The organism is Parabacteroides sp. ASF519 (assembly GCF_000364265.2).
Lineage (GTDB): Bacteria > Bacteroidota > Bacteroidia > Bacteroidales > Tannerellaceae > Parabacteroides > Parabacteroides goldsteinii.
On the sequence record NZ_AQFV02000006.1, the window covers coordinates 2,997,474 to 3,016,000 of the forward strand.

General features: G+C 42.7%; 20 protein-coding genes. 16 read left to right on the forward strand and 4 right to left on the reverse strand.

Annotated elements, in window-relative coordinates; translation table 11 throughout:
* The first annotated feature begins 9 nt into the window (after positions 1-9).
* The 6 genes from C825_RS11785 (at position 10) to wecB (ending at position 6,184) form a co-directional block, all read left to right on the forward strand.
* A complete protein-coding gene (locus C825_RS11785) occupies positions 10-963 on the forward strand; it encodes a glycosyltransferase family 2 protein (RefSeq protein WP_010802601.1) in 954 nt (317 codons plus the stop codon).
* Between the two features lie 5 nt (positions 964-968).
* The gene (locus C825_RS11790) at positions 969-2,114 is read left to right on the forward strand and encodes an EpsG family protein (RefSeq protein ID WP_010802602.1); all 1,146 of its coding nucleotides are present in this window, start codon (positions 969-971) and stop codon (positions 2,112-2,114) included.
* 20 nt (positions 2,115-2,134) lie between these two features.
* Entirely contained in the window at positions 2,135-3,214 is a 1,080-nt protein-coding gene (locus C825_RS11795) for a glycosyltransferase family 4 protein (protein ID WP_010802603.1), read from the forward strand.
* Between the two features lie 130 nt (positions 3,215-3,344).
* The gene (locus tag C825_RS11800) at positions 3,345-4,226 is read left to right on the forward strand and encodes an ATP-grasp fold amidoligase family protein (RefSeq protein WP_010802604.1); all 882 of its coding nucleotides are present in this window, start codon (positions 3,345-3,347) and stop codon (positions 4,224-4,226) included.
* Positions 4,227-4,333: 107 nt separating this feature from the next.
* On the forward strand, positions 4,334-5,038 hold the full coding sequence (locus C825_RS11805; RefSeq protein WP_010802605.1) for a WecB/TagA/CpsF family glycosyltransferase: 705 nt from the start codon (positions 4,334-4,336) through the stop codon (positions 5,036-5,038).
* Positions 5,039-5,047: 9 nt separating this feature from the next.
* On the forward strand, positions 5,048-6,184 hold the full coding sequence (gene wecB / locus C825_RS11810) for a non-hydrolyzing UDP-N-acetylglucosamine 2-epimerase (protein WP_044214322.1): 1,137 nt from the start codon (positions 5,048-5,050) through the stop codon (positions 6,182-6,184).
* 78 nt (positions 6,185-6,262) lie between these two features.
* On the opposite strand, the gene C825_RS11815 is transcribed toward wecB, so the two are convergent.
* The 4 genes from C825_RS11815 to C825_RS11830 form a co-directional block, all read right to left on the reverse strand.
* Positions 6,263-6,535 carry a hypothetical protein gene (locus C825_RS11815; protein ID WP_010802607.1) on the reverse strand — a complete coding sequence of 91 codons (273 nt, stop codon included), beginning with the start codon at positions 6,533-6,535 and terminating at the stop codon, positions 6,263-6,265.
* The gene (locus C825_RS11820) at positions 6,532-6,846 is read right to left on the reverse strand and encodes a hypothetical protein (RefSeq protein WP_010802608.1); all 315 of its coding nucleotides are present in this window, start codon (positions 6,844-6,846) and stop codon (positions 6,532-6,534) included. Before C825_RS11820 ends, C825_RS11815 begins: the two co-directional genes overlap by 4 nt.
* A gap of 176 nt (positions 6,847-7,022) precedes the next feature.
* Positions 7,023-7,484, reverse strand: coding sequence for a glucosaminidase domain-containing protein (locus C825_RS11825; RefSeq protein WP_010802609.1), 462 nt, complete (start codon positions 7,482-7,484; stop codon positions 7,023-7,025).
* Positions 7,485-7,504: 20 nt separating this feature from the next.
* On the reverse strand, positions 7,505-7,948 hold the full coding sequence (locus C825_RS11830; RefSeq protein WP_010802610.1) for an HU family DNA-binding protein: 444 nt from the start codon (positions 7,946-7,948) through the stop codon (positions 7,505-7,507).
* Positions 7,949-8,199: 251 nt separating this feature from the next.
* On the opposite strand from C825_RS11830, the gene C825_RS11835 reads away from it, so the two are divergent.
* The 10 genes from C825_RS11835 (at position 8,200) to C825_RS11880 (ending at position 18,515) form a co-directional block, all read left to right on the forward strand.
* Positions 8,200-8,424 carry a DUF4248 domain-containing protein gene (locus tag C825_RS11835; protein WP_010802611.1) on the forward strand — a complete coding sequence of 75 codons (225 nt, stop codon included), beginning with the start codon at positions 8,200-8,202 and terminating at the stop codon, positions 8,422-8,424.
* A gap of 227 nt (positions 8,425-8,651) precedes the next feature.
* Positions 8,652-9,083 (forward strand): hypothetical protein, encoded by a 432-nt coding sequence (locus C825_RS11840; RefSeq protein WP_007658474.1) that lies wholly within the window; start codon positions 8,652-8,654, stop codon positions 9,081-9,083.
* A gap of 325 nt (positions 9,084-9,408) precedes the next feature.
* Positions 9,409-9,891, forward strand: a complete 483-nt coding sequence (locus C825_RS11845) for a helix-turn-helix domain-containing protein (RefSeq protein WP_010802613.1) — start codon at positions 9,409-9,411, stop codon at positions 9,889-9,891.
* An 11-nt stretch (positions 9,892-9,902) separates the two neighbouring features.
* A complete protein-coding gene (locus C825_RS11850) occupies positions 9,903-11,249 on the forward strand; it encodes a replicative DNA helicase (protein ID WP_007658471.1) in 1,347 nt (448 codons plus the stop codon).
* Positions 11,246-12,727 carry a DNA primase gene (locus C825_RS11855; protein ID WP_007658470.1) on the forward strand — a complete coding sequence of 494 codons (1,482 nt, stop codon included), beginning with the start codon at positions 11,246-11,248 and terminating at the stop codon, positions 12,725-12,727. Before C825_RS11850 ends, C825_RS11855 begins: the two co-directional genes overlap by 4 nt.
* A gap of 34 nt (positions 12,728-12,761) precedes the next feature.
* Positions 12,762-14,225: a capsule assembly Wzi family protein gene (locus tag C825_RS11860; RefSeq protein WP_010802614.1), complete on the forward strand. Its 1,464-nt coding sequence runs from the start codon at positions 12,762-12,764 to the stop codon at positions 14,223-14,225.
* Positions 14,213-14,620 carry a lipocalin-like domain-containing protein gene (locus tag C825_RS11865; RefSeq protein ID WP_010802615.1) on the forward strand — a complete coding sequence of 136 codons (408 nt, stop codon included), beginning with the start codon at positions 14,213-14,215 and terminating at the stop codon, positions 14,618-14,620. Before C825_RS11860 ends, C825_RS11865 begins: the two co-directional genes overlap by 13 nt.
* Before the next feature lie 50 nt (positions 14,621-14,670).
* Positions 14,671-15,456: a polysaccharide biosynthesis/export family protein gene (locus tag C825_RS11870; RefSeq protein WP_007658467.1), complete on the forward strand. Its 786-nt coding sequence runs from the start codon at positions 14,671-14,673 to the stop codon at positions 15,454-15,456.
* Positions 15,457-15,474: 18 nt separating this feature from the next.
* Positions 15,475-17,862: a GumC family protein gene (locus C825_RS11875; RefSeq protein WP_010802616.1), complete on the forward strand. Its 2,388-nt coding sequence runs from the start codon at positions 15,475-15,477 to the stop codon at positions 17,860-17,862.
* Positions 17,859-18,515, forward strand: a complete 657-nt coding sequence (locus C825_RS11880; RefSeq protein ID WP_228100174.1) for a hypothetical protein — start codon at positions 17,859-17,861, stop codon at positions 18,513-18,515. The genes C825_RS11875 and C825_RS11880 overlap by 4 nt, the downstream gene beginning before the upstream one ends.
* The last annotated feature ends 12 nt before the right edge of the window (positions 18,516-18,527 follow it).

Sequence of the window (18,527 nt, forward strand, 5' to 3'; positions counted from 1 at the left end):
TTAGTTATTATGCTTGAAAAACCTAAAGTGTCAGTCATAGTTCCTGTCTATAAGGCAGAAGCTTATTTATATCGTTGTGTGGATAGTCTGTTGATGCAGACCTTCACTAATTTTGAGATATTACTGATAGATGATGGTAGTCCAGATCGTAGTGGGGAAATCTGCGATGAATACGCAAGAAAGGATACTCGTGTACGGGTATTCCATAAGGAGAATGGTGGCGTATCGAGTGCCCGCAATCTCGGTTTGAAGTATGCACAGGGTGAATGGATAGCCTTTGTGGACAGCGATGATTGGGTGGAATCGGACTTCTTGGAGGTCTTCCGCATACTGTCTGTCGATGTGGATATGATTCACTGTGGGTTACAGTTGGAACAGAAGCCGAAAAAGTTTGTTCGTTACTCCATATTTCGTCATAGACAGCAAATCAAGCCCAGTGAACTGCTTAATCCGGTATATTTCTCTTCGTGTAGTGTCTCTTATTTTTATAAGCGAAGTTTGATAAACAATTTAGGATTAAAATTTTGTGATGTCATTAAATATTCTGAAGACAGGCAATTCATCATTAAGTATCTGTCCTCTTGTAGTAATAATGTATTACTGATAGATAATCAAGCTTATCGCTATTGTCTGAACTCTAGCTCTGCTGTGCATTCCGAAAGGAGTTATACACGATGTTTAGACGATTTAGTGGTATTACATTCATTGAAGGGGTTACCTTTAGCCACTGCAACTCCCTTTGTGTTTCGTCTATTTGTAAAGGGATTTATCCTAGCCTATTGTATTTATTGCGATAAGAGTAAACCTGATTTCCATGTAGCAATAAACGATTTAATACGCTATTCTGAAGGTTATTCGCATGAATACTTGTTGTTTCAATCTTTTGTAAAGTACCCTATGCTGACAGTTAGCGCCTTTAAATGCTATTGGTGGATTCGAACGATTTATCATAAAATGAAGTAGAAAATATGATTACAAGCTTTTTGGTATATCCTTTTATGATTTTTTCGATGTTTATGCTTTTCAGAGTTCCTGTAAACTGCTATAATGGTAGATTATTGAAAGCACGAACAAATATGATGTATTGGTTTCATGTTGCGATTGGCATTTTCATTTTTATCTTCTTTACCGGGGTAAGATGGGATGTTGGTATTGATCAATTATCCTATTGGCAAATTTATAATACTCTATCTTTGACTGATACCTTTATAAGGGATGATATGGAGATAGGTTTTGTTGGATTTATGAAGTTACTTTCAAAATTCGGATTATCTTCAACGGTGTTTTTTGCAATAGTGGGATTAATACAATTGTGCTGCACTCTGACGATTTTTAGAAGAGAAAAATTTGTGATTCCATTCTTTTGTATAGGGCTTATATGCGGTGGAATTTTCTTTTCTTGGTGCAATGGTCTAAGACAACAGCTTGTATTGTCTGTTTTTTTATGTATTTGTTCTTTCTTCTTATTGGAGAAAAAGGTCGTTCCTACTCTTATTTCTATATTTTTGTTGACGTTTTTTCATCGTAGTGCAGTTTTTTTATTTGTGCTTGTTCCCTTGATGTGGATTGATTTAGAAAAGTTTTTTATTAAAAGGAAATGGCAATATTTAATATTGTTTGTAGCTTTGATTTTATCACAATTTTCAGTATGGGAGAATCTGTCTGATTATTTGGATAAACTCTTGGTATTTGTAGAGTACGACGATAGATACAACTCTGAAGTATTGATGCGGGTAGGTTCCCGAACAGTGAATTTCGGAGCAAGAAGGATCATATTTTTGCTATTTGATATCCTAATTATTTTCTATTCAAATAGAATGCGCCAGTTTTATTCATCTAAGATCTATTATTTTGTTCATGCATTGTTCCTGGTTTTAATATTTATACAACCATTGTTTATGAATAGTTTGGCTTTTTCCAGATTTGTAGATTACTTCGTTATTTACCGGGTAATTATGTTGGCTTATCTGATGTATTATTTGTTTTATATCCATTCATACATGATGGGCTGGGTGATAATTCTATTATTGGCTTGTCATCTTTCCATACAAATAATAGTTGATAAAGGCCATCACAGTGATTGTGTAAGGTATGAGTTTGTTTGGAATAGATAAATTTTTAGCTCTCTATAAATATGATACAACAAAGTGACAGGATTTTAACCATTGGTCCCGACCCGAAAGCAAAGGGTGGTATGGCTTCGGTGATAGCTTTTTTGGCTCCGATGTATACACCGTTCCATTTAGTTGTTACTTATAAGGAAACATCGAAAATTGGTAAAGTACTTTTGTTTGTGAACGCTGTCCTGAAAACATTCTATTACTGTGTGTTTAAACAGATAAACGTTTTACATATCCACACTGCTAATTATACAGACTTTTATCGCAATTCTGTATTGATGTATATTGGTAAAATGTTTAATAAGAGAGTGCTATTGCATATTCATGGTGGTTTGTTCAATGAGTTTTATAGCGCTCATCCTGGCTATGTATCATCGATCTGTAGATCGGCTGATGCCTTGATAACGGTGTCATCTACTTTTGTAAAGATGTTGCGTCAATATGAGCTGAATAAACATATATATTGTTTGCCCAATTGTGTGGAAATACCCGCACTATATCGCATGGAACAGCATCACGATAAATTACGTTTGGTTTTTATGGGGCGGATCAGCGAAATAAAAGGTATATATGATGTATTGGAATGTTTGCATAAATATAAAGAACTATTACAAGACAAAATAGAACTGCATATTGGTGGTGTTGGTGATGAAAAACGATTTCAAAAGATGATAACCAACTATAACCTATCGTCCATGATAGTGCAGCATGGATGGGTGAATGGAGAACAAAAAGAAAAATTGTTCTGTTCGTCGGATGTTTTTATTCATCCTTCACACTTTGAGTCGTCCGGTATAGCTATTTTGGAAGCGCTGTCCTATGGGTTACCTGTCATTACGACATTAATCGGAGGTATTCCTGATTTCTTTGAAGATAAGAAAAGCGGAGTAGCAGTAACTCCTGGTAATGTAGACGAAATATACGAAGCAATTCTCTCGTTTGTGAATGATCGCCACTGCATTTTACAGATGGGAGAACATGGAAGAGCGATAGCCAGACAATTTACACCCTCACAAATAGAGCATCAATTGCAAAATATTTACGCAAAATATATCCAAAATGCTTGTGAGAGTGAAAATGCTATTAAAAAGTAGCCTACCTGAAGACTCTTTAATCAGAGATGTAGAGTGTTTCCTGTAGAAATTTCCTCGAATTACAAATTGGTTTAACATAATATTTTTGTGTGTTATTATTCTAATTGTTTCATTTTAAAAGTAATGGAGAATGTTGTTTGTAGATAGATTTAAATTATTTTGTATAATTCCTTTTAGCTTTTTAGGATATTTGTTTCCAAAGTTTGTTTTAACATTTCGATATTATCGTTGGACAAGAAAACTTATTCGTTGGAATAATCCTAGAAATACACAAGAATATTCATTAGGTTTATTGTTTAAAAAAAATACGGATATTACTTTGTTGGCTAATTTAGCAGATAAAGTAAAAGTTCGTGAGTTTGTAAGAGATAAAATAGGTAGTCAGTATTTGACTGAAATGTATGGGTGTTGGGCTTCTGCAGATGAAATAGATTTTGATCTTCTTCCTGATTCTTTCGTTCTAAAGACAAATAATGGATGTGCCAGTAATATAATTGTTAGAGGAAAAAATAGTATTGATATAGAAAAAGTCAAATCAAAATTGGATTATTGGCTTCGTTTTCCGTATGGGGCATTAACCGGACAAATTCATTATTCTAAAATTAAGCCTTTGATCCTTGCTGAGAATTATTTGGAGCAATCGAAAGATAAAGACATTCTCCCCTTTGATTATAAATTTTTTTGTTATAAAGGAAAACCTTTATACATCCTTTATTATGAAGGCCGAAAATTGAACGGACATATTACTCCTAACATGTTATATGATATGAATTGGAATCCTTTAAATAGTGAAGTTAATTTTCCAATAGATCATGTTGTTAATAAACCTATATCTTTTGAGATAATGAAGGCTTGTGTTACGTCTTTATGCGCAGATTTTGAATTTGTTAGAGTTGATTTTTATGAGATAGATAATCATCCTGTATTTGGTGAAATGACATTTACTCCTGATATATTGACTAATATACGTGAAGATTTTTATCCGTTAATGCGTTTAGGATGCATTTCTTAATTATAAAGCCATTATATTCTACAGAGCAACATCACAACACCCCCCCATCTTGTATTTGCGGAGCGAATAAACTGGGTGAAATGTATTTAAAATAATTGTAAATTCTTATGCAAAACACTATCGTTACCCTTAACGGAGTAAATATTCATCCATTTACTTCCGCTCAAAAGCTATTGGATTATGTCGACCAAACTAAAGGTCTCCTTGTTGCTATCAATGCAGAAAAGATCCTCCATGCGACTGATCAGATGCGTGCTATTATTAATCGAAATATCGGATACTGTGATGGGGCAGGGCCGATGTTGGCATTGAGACGCCATGGATATGATGATGTAATCAAAATACCCGGTTGCGAACTGTGGCTGAAAATTATTGAAGCTACCTATAAACAAAAAACATTTTATCTGGTAGGCGGAAAACAGGAAGTAATAGAAGAAACTGTCAGTAAATTGAATAATGATTATCCGGGCATTCGTATTATTAATTTTCGGAACGGATACATCAAAACTGATCAAGAACGGCAGTCTTTGATAGCGGATGTGGCAGAGAAGAAACCTGATGTCGTTTTTGTCGCAATGGGTTCACCAAAGCAGGAATTGCTGATGGAGGAAATGTTCAGTAAACATCCGGCTATCTATCAGGGATTGGGAGGTAGTTTCGATGTGTATACAGGAAGAGTGAAACGTGCTCCTAAATGGTGGGTAGAACATAATCTCGAATTTGCTTATAGATTGATAAACCAACCGTCCCGTATCAAGCGGCAGATACACTTAGTCCGCTTTCTGTTTCTTGTCTGGATTGGAAAGATATAATTAGTGAACATGAAAACAATAATGCTCGTCTTCGGGACCCGTCCCGAAGCAATAAAAATGGCTCCTTTGGTGAAGGAGTTTGAGAAGTATCCCGAACAGTTTAAAACAGTGGTTTGTGTGACTGGCCAACATCGCGAAATGTTGGATCAGGTGCTTCATCTTTTTGAAATTCATCCGGATTATGATTTGAATATCATGAAGCAAGGACAGGATTTATATGATGTGACTGCCCGTGTCCTTACTGGCATGCGGAATGTGCTCAAAGATGTACAACCGGATCTCGTACTGGTACATGGCGATACGACAACTTCGATGGTTTCTGCTTTGGCTGCTTTCTATCAGCAGATACCGGTGGGGCATGTTGAAGCGGGGCTTAGGACACATAACATATATAGTCCCTGGCCGGAGGAGATGAACCGTTTGATAACGGGGAGGATTGCTACGTATCATTTTTCTCCGACACAGTTGAGCTGTCAGAATTTGTTGGATGAAGGTGTGAAGCAGAAGTCTATCCTTGTAACCGGAAACACGGTGATCGATGCTTTATATCTGGTAGTCGATAAAATTAAAGGAAATGAAGCGTTACAAAAGGCATTGACGGAAGAATTAAAAACTGCCGGATATGAAATCAGGGATCGTCGCCTTGTTCTTATTACCGGACACCGCCGCGAGAATTTTGGGGAGGGTTTCATTCAAATGTGTAAGGCTATCAAGACACTGGCGGAGAAGTATCCGGAAACGGATTTTGTCTATCCGATGCATCTGAATCCGAACGTGCGCAAACCGATTCATGAAGTTTTCGGAAATTCGGATTTGCAGAATATGTTTTTCATTGAACCGTTGGAATATCTGCCGTTTGTTTACCTGATGGAGAAATCGGCCCTTGTGCTTACCGATAGCGGTGGAATACAAGAAGAGGCTCCGGGATTAGGTAAACCGGTATTGGTTATGCGTGATACAACCGAGCGTCCTGAAGCTCTGGAAGCGGGAACAGTTAAATTGGTGGGAACGGATTACGATAAGATTGTACAGGAAGTTTCCGCTTTGCTGGATGATAAAGGGTATTATGACAAAATGAGTAAAGCAGTAAACCCTTATGGAGATGGTAAGGCTTGCGAAAGAATTGTTCATTTTGTAATGAGGTAAAGAGGTTGTACGAATAACTTTATACACGAAAAGTCTGTTACCCCCTCCATATCAGAGAAGATAACAGACTTCAAACGATCAAACATCCGTCTCTTCATCTTCCCATTCCTCTTCCGGAAAATACTGGTCGATGATAACGAAAAACAGATGATATTTACATAAAATATGACGTATCCAGCGTTTGCTCACCAATAGCTTTTTACTGATCCGGGAGATATCCCGGTCGGTAATCCCGGAGATATCCATACTTTCAGCATGTTTTCGGTAAGCCTTCAACAGACAGTCATAGATGGCATATCCGGTCGCTTTGTTGCGGCGGATCATGTGTTGGTAATTTTCTTCGTAACTCATGCAGTAAATAATTTGTACAGCCCCCCAATCAATCCCGCCGCCATCAGGCTGTAACCGGCAATGTCTATGGGTTCGACACGTTGTTTGGTTCCCCAGTCGCTCTGGTGGAGAGCGAGAGTATCGCTCCGATAGCCGTCAGCGTCACTTCCGTCTGCTCCATCAGGAGAGACAGCAGGGTGATCGCCATCAGGAACAGGACGAGGATAGGGATGGGGACAAGGGCAGTCACCGGCTGCCGGCTTTTGCTTGCGGGAAAAGATGATCCGGACAAGGCTGGTGAGAAAGTTGAGAATGGTTTCAAGAGTTTTCATTTTGTAAATATTAATATATTAATATTTAGAAATAATTGAGCTATCCCGTTCCCGTGCTTGACACGGGATCGCAAAGGCACAGACCGTATCCTATAATATCTTTTGATACCGCCAGTTCTCTTGCGGCCCGTGTCAAGCACGGGGACAGGATAGTTCAAATCTGATAAAAGGTGAACTCAGCAAACAGTATATCTTTCGATCGTCCGGCAAATCGACACCAACATCCTTTGATAAGCAACACGGTTGTCACCATTCACTTCGCTGATGTATTTGCTGTAAGCGATCTCTTTGGCATAGGCCGAAGGATGGGCACTGAGCGAGGCGGCCACCGGATAAGCAGTGTGGATCAGACGGGCGAAATCCATAAAACTGTCTTTCGCTGATTCGTAAGTGCGGAACCATAAGGAAGTATGGCCGCCGTTTTCAGAAAGATCGGTCTTTGTCCCTTTCCAAAAGACGTTAGGACGTCCGTAAGCGGTGATACCGAAGAAATTGTTATGCTCCTTTGCCAGCGTACTTTCTCCCCAGCCGGTTTCGATGGCCGATTGGGCGAGGATGACAACCGGATTGATTCCGAAACATTCCCCCGCCTTTTGAGCGGGGAAAAGATATTGTTTGATAAATTCCTGTTTTAACATAACGGATAATTGATACGTTACTACTCGATTTCCGGACGGTCCGAACCACCTCCTGTAGGCGGAGTGACGGTTTCGGTATCCATCTTTTCATATTTGGCATTCTTGCGGATCTCATTGAGCATGGTGCCCGGTGAGAAGACGATACGAGCCTTGTTGAAGAGGGAGACATTGAAGTCCTTTTCGTTTTCAGTACCCTTGCTGCCGGCAACCATACGGAAGTTACCCAGGCGGCCCATCTGGATCACATCGCCTTCTTCCAGGCGTTCTTCCATGACGGAAAGGAGACCTTCGATGACAAGCATCACATCACCGATAAAAGCGGTGCTTCGAACAGCGATCAGATCACAGAGCTTGTTGAAATCGAGTTTCTTCAATGAACGGACCTGTGCATAAAATAATTTGGAACCTTCGGCAGCGTCTTTGCGCATGTCGGGACGTTTTACTAAATGAAAACTTAAAGCCATGGGGAATAATTTTTTAATTTGACAATGTGCCAATATGCCTATGGAAATGCTCCGAAAGCTATTGACAGTTAACTGGTTGGTTATCGATAACATGACAAAGATAAGGTGCTGGAAAAACGGCTGTGACATGAAATGTCATCATCGGCGGCGAAGGGTTTAATAAGTCCGTATAAATAATGCGCATAAACTTTGAATTTCATTTCTTTATGTGGATTTAATTTCTTATCTTAGTAAGACTAAATCATAAGAAAATGGACGAAGGAAAATTCAAAATCCGCAGTTACGGATGGACGGAATTGGCACTCTGTTACAACCCGGATTTGCATCCGAACTCAGCATCACGTTTGTTGCATCGCTGGGTGGTAAGAAACGAAAAATTGACCAGGGATTTGAGGGCAGCCGGGTTCTGTGAACGGCAACGAAAACTGACTCCGAAACAGGTCGGGGTGATTGTCGATTTCCTGGGAGAACCTTGAAAATTGAAAATTTGAAAGTCCCTTATTTCGGAGATGAAAGATATATGTTTTGAAGATAAAATAAGGGACTTTTGAATGCAAAAGATATATGTTTTTTTAGAGGGAAAGGAGATTCTTACTGTTGACAGGAAACATCTGTTGTACAGCATCAACTTAAAAGTTATGCTGACAGAAGAATTAAAACGCTATAAAAAAAAATTGGTGGAATTGTAGGAAAAAATTTGGCTTTGGATAAATTGGAAGCCTATATTGGAGAGTGCCCGGACCGACGGACCGAAATAATGAAACTGGCCTGGCTGTTGGGGAGTGATGAGTGTCACCAAAAAAAGGGTTGGACTGATTTGGCAAATAAGTTTTTTGACAAATTCCGACCGGAAATATTGACTTGGTGTGGTTTTGACCTGGTAGACCCGTGGAAGGAGAGAGTACCGGTGAACGACCGGAAATTTTTGAGTGACCTGCTGGGGCAAATGAAGGTATATTATTTCAATGATGTGTCTTTCGACTTCCTGGCTGAGCACTTTTATCTCTGTTTTCGTCTGGAGGGAACGGTCGGTTCTTTTTGTACCGAAATGAAAGTACATGACTCCGATTATTCGGATTGTATCAAACATTTTTTGAATGAAATAAATAAGATTAATAACAAAAATAAGAAATAATAATTGATTAATACGCTGTATAACAGGTTTTTCTGTGCTTGTTTTTGCTGCGATTTTAGTAATTGCCGTCCGGTGCATACCCTCTACCTTTGTAGGGTGAAAGTGAATGATACCGGATGTTGTTAATCTTTGAAATCTGAAAAAAATGGCCGTAGGCCCTTATTTAGTTATAAATATTTATATTCTATATTAAAAGAGGAATTTCAGGACATTCCCGGGCGACTTGAAAAGTCTTCTATTAATAGGCTCAATATCAGAGAGGTATAGACACGAAGCAAATTCATTTTCATCTTGATATTAATTTCAAACTTAATTTGTATAGGGTATGAAAGATTATTGTGCTGAAAATGAGAAGAATGCGTCCAGTATTTTTGGAAGTGCATTCCTGACTGTTCCCCGCTTTATCCTGGATCAGTTGTTTAGTGAAAATCTGCCGGTCCGGCAAGGGGGATGGTTACATCTGCTTTTATTTGCCGGCTGTTTTTATGCAGATGGGCATGTTCGGTTGAACGACCGAATGGTAAGTTGCCGCAAAGGCGAGTTTGTCGGTACCCAGGCCCAACTGGCTCGTTTGAGCGGGATCAATGTATCGACGGTCAATCGCTTGCTTCGCCAGATGGCGGATAAGAAATTGATTACTATGAACCGTATTCCCGGTGGAACCCGTATCCGGGTGAATGGTTATGTGAACTTTACGGCAGCTCCCGAAAAACCGAAAGTCGAGGAGAATACCCTTGCCGATCAATTGAAAGCTGCCAAAAAGCAATTCGGAGGGAGACAAATGGATGATGATGTTTCAACTTGTTAAAACGGACGGATATGAAAGCATTTGAAAAAGCAGAAGCGGCGGTTATCAGTTCCGTTTTATCGGTAGAGTCGGCCATCATAGAAGTTTATCCGGTATTGAAACCGGAGATGTTCAGTCATCCGGACCTGGCGTTTGTCTACAGTGCGGCTTGTTCGCTGTATGAAAAAGGGAAGAGGGCGGACCTTGTGACGGTGGATACGGAGATGCACCGGTTGGATGAAAAACATTGGAAAGATATTAACGGGGTAGCGGTCCTGAACGACTGGATGATACAACTTCGGCATACCGCTAACCTGAAACAATATGCAGAAGAGGTGAAACGCCGTTATATGCTCCGGATACTTTCGGGGTTGTTCGGCGGATTGAAGGGGAAGGCGGATGACTTCGGGACTTCCTATGCCGACCTGATCGGAGAGGCGGAACAGAAGTTGTTGTCGCTGCGTGAGACTTGTACGGTCGGTAAACCGCTTCGACAGATCGGAGCGGTGGCGCAGGAGGTGTTGCAGATGCACCGCGAACGTCTGGAAACCGGTACCGACAGCATGCGTATCCTGACGGGGATCGAGGCTTTCGATTATGTGACCGGCGGACTCTATAATGGCGAACTGACTGTGGAAGCCGGACGTCCCGGTGACGGTAAGACGGCTGTAGCCATGCATATTGCGATGAATGTGGCGATGGCGGGGAAACATGTCTGTTTCTTCAGTTTGGAGATGACGGCATTGCAAACCCTGAACCGCCTGTTTGCCGGTTATGCAGGGATAGATGCGAACCGTTTGCGTATCTCCGGAGCGAACCAGGCGGACCTGGGAAGGATGGAGCGGTTGGCGGAAGATTTTAAGAAGCTGCCGTTGTATTTTGACCATACGTCGGGAAACAGTGTCGCCAATATCCGTGCCCAGGTGAAACTGCAACGGCGTAAGAAGAAATGCGACCTGGTGGTTATCGATTATCTTCATCTGATACAAAAGGAACGTTCCAAAAACGAGACAGTGGACCAGGCGATCGGACGGATTGTAGAAGCATTGAAGCAATTGGCGCAGGAAGAGAATATCCCTGTGCTGCTTCTTTCGCAGATGAACCGTAACAGCGTGAATCGGGATGGCAAACTTCATTTGCCGGAGCTGCATGACTTACGTGACTCGGGGGTGATCGAACAGGTCGCCGATTGTGTCTATTTTGTTTATATTCCCCTGAAGAACGGGGTGGAAAATGATCCGGTGACGGGCGAAAGCCTGGTGGATGTCGGTGAACTCTGGATTAAAAAAGTACGTAACGGTTCTGTCGGGGTGGCTCGTTATCGTTTCAATGAGAGTTATACGCTTATTTCCAACTATTCAAACCGGAAGAAGCCATGACGAAAAGAGAGATCGAACAAATGAAGTCGTCTGTCTGCATCAAGGAGGTAGTCGAGGGGTATGTGTCGCTGGAACGGAAGGGGAGTAACTATATGGGGCTTTGTCCGTTTCACGAAGATCATCATCCATCACTTATAGTGAATCCAGAGAAGCAAACTTTTCATTGCTTTGCCTGCGGGGAACATGGGGATGCGATTGCTTTTGTGCAGAAGATGGAACATTGCAGTTTTATGGAGGCGGTGGGGAAATTGAAAATGGAAAATGGGAAATTGAAAATTAATAAGAAAAAGGCGGAGTCTGTTCCTGTGAATACCAATGAGAAGAAATTTTCAATTGAAAAAAACTGTAAATTTTTTTCCTCCCTTTTGCCTTATGCTTGCGGTAACTCTGAATTGACGCCTGCTTACCTGGATTTTGAAGTCGGGCAATCTCCTGTAAATGTACCGAAGGAGTGGTATGCGATGCGTAACCGTGTCATTTTTCCGATCCGTGACGAAGCCGGGCAGTTAATTGCTTTTGCTGCCCGCCGGTTGGCGGATGGTAATCCGGATGAACCGAAATATATCAATACTTCAACAGCCGGTGGGTATAAAAAAAGCGATCATTTGTATGCTTTGAACCGGGCGAAGGAGGCGATTGTGCGTGAAGGTTTTGTTTTTGTGGTCGAGGGATATAAGGATGCGATAGCCATGCATGCGGCGGGTTTGACGAATACGGTCGCTTTATGCGGGACGGCTCTGACTGGCGGGCAGGTGGAATTGCTGAAACGGTACACCGGCCATCTGTGTCTGTTATTGGACGGGGATAAGCCGGGGCGTGATGCGGCACGGAAAATCGCGCTGTCGCAGGAGGCGGTTTTTCCGGAGATACAGGTTCTTTATTTACCGGAAGGAGAAGACCCGGATTCGTTGTTCCGGCGGCATGGGAGAGAGGTGTTCGTCGCCTTGATCGACCGTTGCCGGACAAGGCCGCATTATTCGGAAGAGTTGTTGTTGTCGGCTTGCCTCTTGTATGCGGATACGTATTATTTTTTCAAAGGGGAGTTTTGCCTGTTTACGGAGGTGATCCATACGATTCTCCGTTCGGATAACCTGTTGTTTGAACATGGGGACTATCGGACGATTTTGTCCCATCTGGCGGAAGGGTATCCGGAAGCTGACCTGGAGATGGTGCTGAGAGGGGTGGCGGACGGGTTGCATGCGGAGTATGACGGGATGGTCCGGCAGGATGTGGAGGCGTTCCGGCTTCTTTATCCTGAAGCATCCAATTACCGGGAGATGTATCTGGTCCGCTTGTTGTTCTTTTATACTGAAAACCGGATATTGAAGGATATCCGGAAGACGGTGAGGGCTTTGTTGCAGTCTTCTCCGGATGAGACCGGGCAACGTCTGGAAATGCTCGTTCATATAGCCGAACGACGAGAGTTGTTACGGCACGTGGCGGAGAATCTGGATAGGCCGGGGACGGTTTGGGGATGATGGGGTTGATTCAATTCTTTCTAATCAAAAACAAATGAAATCAATATCAAGCTTACTTCTTTTGGGAGGCATTCTATTGCTTCCCCTAACCTCTTATGCTCAGTTTACCAAAGGACTGAGTTATCGGGCGGAAACCGGCGTCAGCTTTAGCGGAGGGGAACATACTCCTTTCTGGTTGACAGCGAATAAGCAGGGACTTTCGTCCATTGAAAAGAATAACGGGTATCTGCGTGCAGGTGTTTTCCGGGAGTTTGAAAACGATAAACGTTTCTCATATGCTTTCGGGGCGGACCTGGCTGTCGTTTATAATTTTACATCGACTTTTGTGGTGCAACAATTGTATGCGGATTTGAAATATCGTTGCCTGGGGGTGAGCATCGGAAGTAAGGAGCGACATAGCGAATTTAATAATCCGTTGCTGAGTAGCGGTGGACTGACATTTTCGGGAAATGCGCGTCCGGCTCCGCAGGTTCGTATCGGTATTCCTGAATATACGCTTGTTCCGGGGACAAAAGGTTGGTTAGCTTTCAAAGGACATATTGCTTATGGTATGTTTACAGACGATGGCTGGCAAAAAGACTTTGTGGCTCCGGGAGGTAAACATACGGAACATGTGCTGTATCATTCCAAGGATTTGTATGTGAAGATCGGTAACCGGGAGAAGTTTCCGTTGATTTTAGAAGGGGGATTGGAAATGGCTGCCCAGTTCGGAGGAAATGCTTTCATTGGAGATAAGAAGATCGATATGCCGAACGGGATAAAGGATTTCTTTAAGGTGTTTATCCCAAGCGGTGGAGATAGTAGCACACCAACAGGGGAACAGATAAATGTCTATGGAAACCATTTAGGTAGCTGGAACTTCTCTCTGACCTGGTATGCTCCAAAAGAATGGACAATCCGTCCTTATTACGAACATTATTTCGAAGACCATTCGCAGATGTTTGGTGAATATGGCTGGAAAGATTGTCTGGCAGGAATAGAAATAACGTTTCCCAAGAATCCGGTGATCGGTAGTTTCGTTTACGAATATATCTCAACGAAAGACCAAACGGGCCCTGTTTATTGGGACCATACCCCTGAAATACCTGAACAAGTGAGTGGTACAGATAATTATTATAACCACTACATCTATGCCGGTTGGCAGCATTGGGGAATGGGGATTGGAAATCCGCTAGTCATGTCTCCGATTTATAATGATGATGGAGAAATAGTCTTTAAAAGCAATCGTCTGCAAGGACATCATTTGGGGATCATGGGTACTCCTTGTGCCGACCTGCAATACCGAATCCTTTTATCGTTTACCCGCAACTGGGGAACTTATAGCTTACCTTTTTATGAGATCAAAAAGAATGGAAATGCTCTGATTGAATTAACCTATACACCCCATCAGTTAAAAGGCTGGGACTTTACAGCATCGCTGGGTGTTGACAGGGGCGGGATGTTGGGTAAAAGTGCCGGTGGAATGCTAACAATCAGAAAAACGGGATGGATACGATGAATACAATGAATACGATGAAAAGATATATAACGGCAGTGTTGCTGGTTCTGATGGTCAGTGCCTGCGGAAAAATGCCGATCAATGGAGACCTGGATGGTCGCTGGCAGATCATGAAAATAGCATATGTGTCGGGAGAGGAAGATACGCCGAAACGGGCATATTACAGTGTCGCTTTGCATACAATCAATCTGATGAAGGTTGATGTAACCAGTCAGACCGGTAATATGGAATATACCGGAGATTCCTTGTTTGTAGTCATGCCAGTCAGCAAAGTTAAAGACTTATTGCCATTTGGAATGAACGGGACGGAGCAACGTTTCGGCGTCAAAGAATTAACATCGAAACATCTGGTCCTGCAATCGGATTATGCCCGGTTGGAATTCAGGAAGTTTTGATTCAACAATTTTTTAATTGAAATATCAACAAAAACAAATAATATATGAAAATGAATTTGAACAAACAACTTTTAGGAGTTTTGCTTGTGGTGCTACTGGGCTCTTGTGCATCACCCAAAAACATTATTTACATGCAGGATGTAGAACCTTTTAGGCAGGGAAATATCGAACAGATATACGAGCCGATCATCCATGAAGACGATTTGCTGGCAATCATGGTGAACAGCCGTGATCCGGAACTGGCATTACCTTTTAATATGCCGATGGTTACTTATCAGTTAGGCACAAATAACGGAACGACTGGTCAGCAGCGTGTGTTGGGCTATTTGGTAGACCGCTATGGTGATGTCGATTTCCCGATTTTGGGTAAGATCCGTGCCTCGGGCCTTAGCCGTATGCAATTAACGGAACTGATTAAGAAACGGTTGGTGGACGAGGATTTGATCAAAGACCCAATCGTAACAGTACAGTTTCTGAATTTTAAGGTTTCTGTCATTGGTGAAGTTAGCCGGCCGGGTAGTTTTACCGTATCAGGTGACCGTATCACATTGTTGGAGGCTTTAAGTATGGCAGGTGACCTTACGATTTACGGTCGTCGCGATCGTGTGGCGGTGATCCGTGAGAATAATGGTAAACGTACGATCCTGTTCCATGATTTGCGTTCGGCGGATATCTTCGATTCGCCCTGCTATTATCTTCAACAGAACGATATCGTGTATGTGGAACCGAACAAGGCGAAAGCGGGCCAGAGTGGCATCAATCAGAACAACACGGTGGGTGTGTGGGTATCGGTCGTATCCCTGTTGACCACGGTTGCAGTATTAATATTCAAATAACAAAAGAGTATAAGAGTGATGAATCCCGAACAAGAAACAAATATGCTTCGTGAAGAGGAAAATGAGTTGAACCTGATCGATATGTATCGTGTCGTACGTGCCAACTGGTACTGGTTCCTGTTATCTGTGGCGGTCTGCTGTGCAGTAGCGGTGCTTTATCTGGGGTGGGCACCTAAAATTTACCAGCGTACAGCAACGGTATTGATCAAGGACGATACGAAAGGAGGCGGCGCAGCCAGTGAGGCTGCCGTTTTTGAGGATTTGAATATGTTCAATATGAAAAGGAGTGTGGATAACGAACTGCTGGTCTTCAAATCGAAACAGTTGATGAAATCAGTTGTCAAACGTCTGGACCTGGATATCAGTTACAGCATTCGTGAAGGGTTGCGTACGGTGGAGTTGTACAGTCATTCACCTGTTGTGGTCCGTTTCCCGGAGGCAAATGAAAACCTTGAATTTGGTTTGACGGTAGTGCCGGTATCAGATAAAGAAGTGAGCCTGTCGGGTTTCTTTTCCGAAGAACTGGAGGAAGAAGGACAGGTGCAGGAAGACCAAACGTTGACTGTGGCGTTGAACGACACGGTATCGACGCCTATCGGAAAAGTAGTGGTAACTCCCAGTTTGTATTATACGGATCTTTATTATGGGAGTGAGATAACAGTTTCTAAAAGCAACCAGGACCGGGTAGCTTTGGATTATAATGAATCTCTGCAGGTTGTGCTAGCGAGTAAAACAGCTACTATTTTGAATTTGTCATTGCAGGACGTTTCTGCATCCCGTGCGGAGGATGTGTTGAATACACTGATTGCTATTTACAACGAGGATGCGATAAGCGACAAGAATCAGGTGATGGTCAATACATCGAATTTTATCAATGACCGCCTGATTATTATTGAAAAAGAACTGGGAAATGTGGATGCGGAAATCGAGGTCTTCAAAAGAGAAAATCAGCTGACCGATATCCATTCGGAAGCTGGTATGTATTTGCAGGAAGGTAGCCAGTACAGCCAGGAAGGACTTGGATTGGAGAACCAGTTGACGCTGGCAAAATATATTCGGGAGTACTTGACTGACCCACATAAGGGAGCCGACTTGATACCTGCCAATACGGGCATCTCGGATGTAAGTTTGGAAAGTCAGATTTCGGAATATAATACCTTGCTATTAAAACGCGACAAGTTGATCGGTAACAGTAGTAACAGGAATCCGGTCGTGATGGACCTGAATAATTCGCTGGGTGCGATGAAGCAGACAATTATCCGAGCGGTAGACAATCTGATCGTAGGTTTGAATATAAAAATAAAGAACATACGTGAACGTGAAGTGCAGACGACCCGTCGTATAGCAGCTGTCCCGACTCAGCAAAAGTACGTGTTGTCGGTTGAACGCCAACAGAAGATCAAGGAGGAACTTTACCTTTACCTTCTGAACAAGCGGGAAGAGAATGCCTTGTCGCAGGCGATCACGGAGAGTAATGCCCGTATTATCGATCCGGCACAGGGTAGCGAGAAACCAGTGGCACCCAAATCGATGCTGGTTCTTTTAGCAGCCTGTGTGTTGGGGATGGTGGTTCCTTCGGGTATTCTTTGGGTACAGTTGACGATGAACACGACGGTACGTTCAAGGAAAGATATAGAGGATAACCTGTCTGTTCCGTTCCTGGGTGAGATTCCTTCGCGTAACCGGAAAGACAAGAGTGAAATCCTGGTGCATGAGAACGGTCGCGACGGTGTCTCGGAGGCATTCCGTATTGTCCGGACGAATATGGAATTCATGCGTGTAAAAGCAAAAGATCTGAAAGTGGTGATGTTTACCTCTTCAAATCCGGGTGCGGGGAAAACTTTCGTATCAATGAACCTGGCGATGAGTTTTGTTCTAACGAATAAAAAGGTGATCCTTGTCGATACTGATATTCGTAAGGGTACCCTTAGCGCCCGCATCAGCCACGCTGGTGCGGGATTGACGCACTATTTGTCGGGGAGGGTGGATGATGTGGATAAGATCATTGCACCATCGGGCATCAACGACCGTTTGGACGTAATCCATGCAGGTCCTGTGCCCCCTAATCCTTCAGAGTTACTTCTGAGTAATCGCTTGGAAGAATTGGTAAATACGTTGCGTGAGCGTTATGATTATGTGATTTTGGATAATGTGCCGGCCGGTATGGTAGCAGATGCCACGATCGTGAACCGCGTGGCTGACTTGACGGTTTATGTGATTCGTGCAGGGTTGATGGATCGCCGTCAGTTGCCGGAAGTGGAAAAGTTATATAAACAGGAGAAGTTTCGCAATATGGCGGTGATACTGAATGGTATCAATATGAAACGTGCCGGTTATGGTTATGGGTACGGTTATGGATATGGCTATGGTTATGGAAACGAAAAATCTCAAAAACATAAGAAATGAATAAAATTGTTCGACAAATGTTGATCTGCTTGTTATGGGTGGTTTGTGTATCAACGGCTTACGGTCAGCACACGGAGGATGCGTCCGTTGATACGCTAAAGCAGTCTTCCCGGGAGCAGCAAATGCAGGCCCGTTTGGAAAACTATGTACAGTTATTGTCAACGCGTAAAAAGCCTGAAAGGCCCCGGGTGATGGTGATGCCTGTGATGGGGTTCCGTACTTCCCAGATGTCGTACGGTTTGATGGTTGCTGCAATGAGACGCACGGGGGGATATATAAAAGCGAAATATAGTTTCAGTAATACTCCTTCGGATGATTTCGAATGCAACGATGTCGGGATGTCGGGTGAAGATGGTGAGGTACAGTGGTACACGGGTAAGACGGAAAAAAGCCGCTTGTCTGTCACAGGGGGGATCGTACAACGCCTGTGGAAACCGTTTTATCTGTATGCCGGAGTAGGGTACGGCACACGTACGCTGGTTTGGGAAACGGTGGGAGGCAAGTGGGGTAAAAACAAAGACCATTCCCTGGAGGGTGTGGAAGCTGAGATCGGAGGAATCCTGTCTGCCGGACCAATGGTATTTTCGCTGGGTTTGCAAACGAACAGCTTTAAATATCTGGAGGGAAATTTGGGAATTGGAGTTATTTTTTAATCGATGAACCGA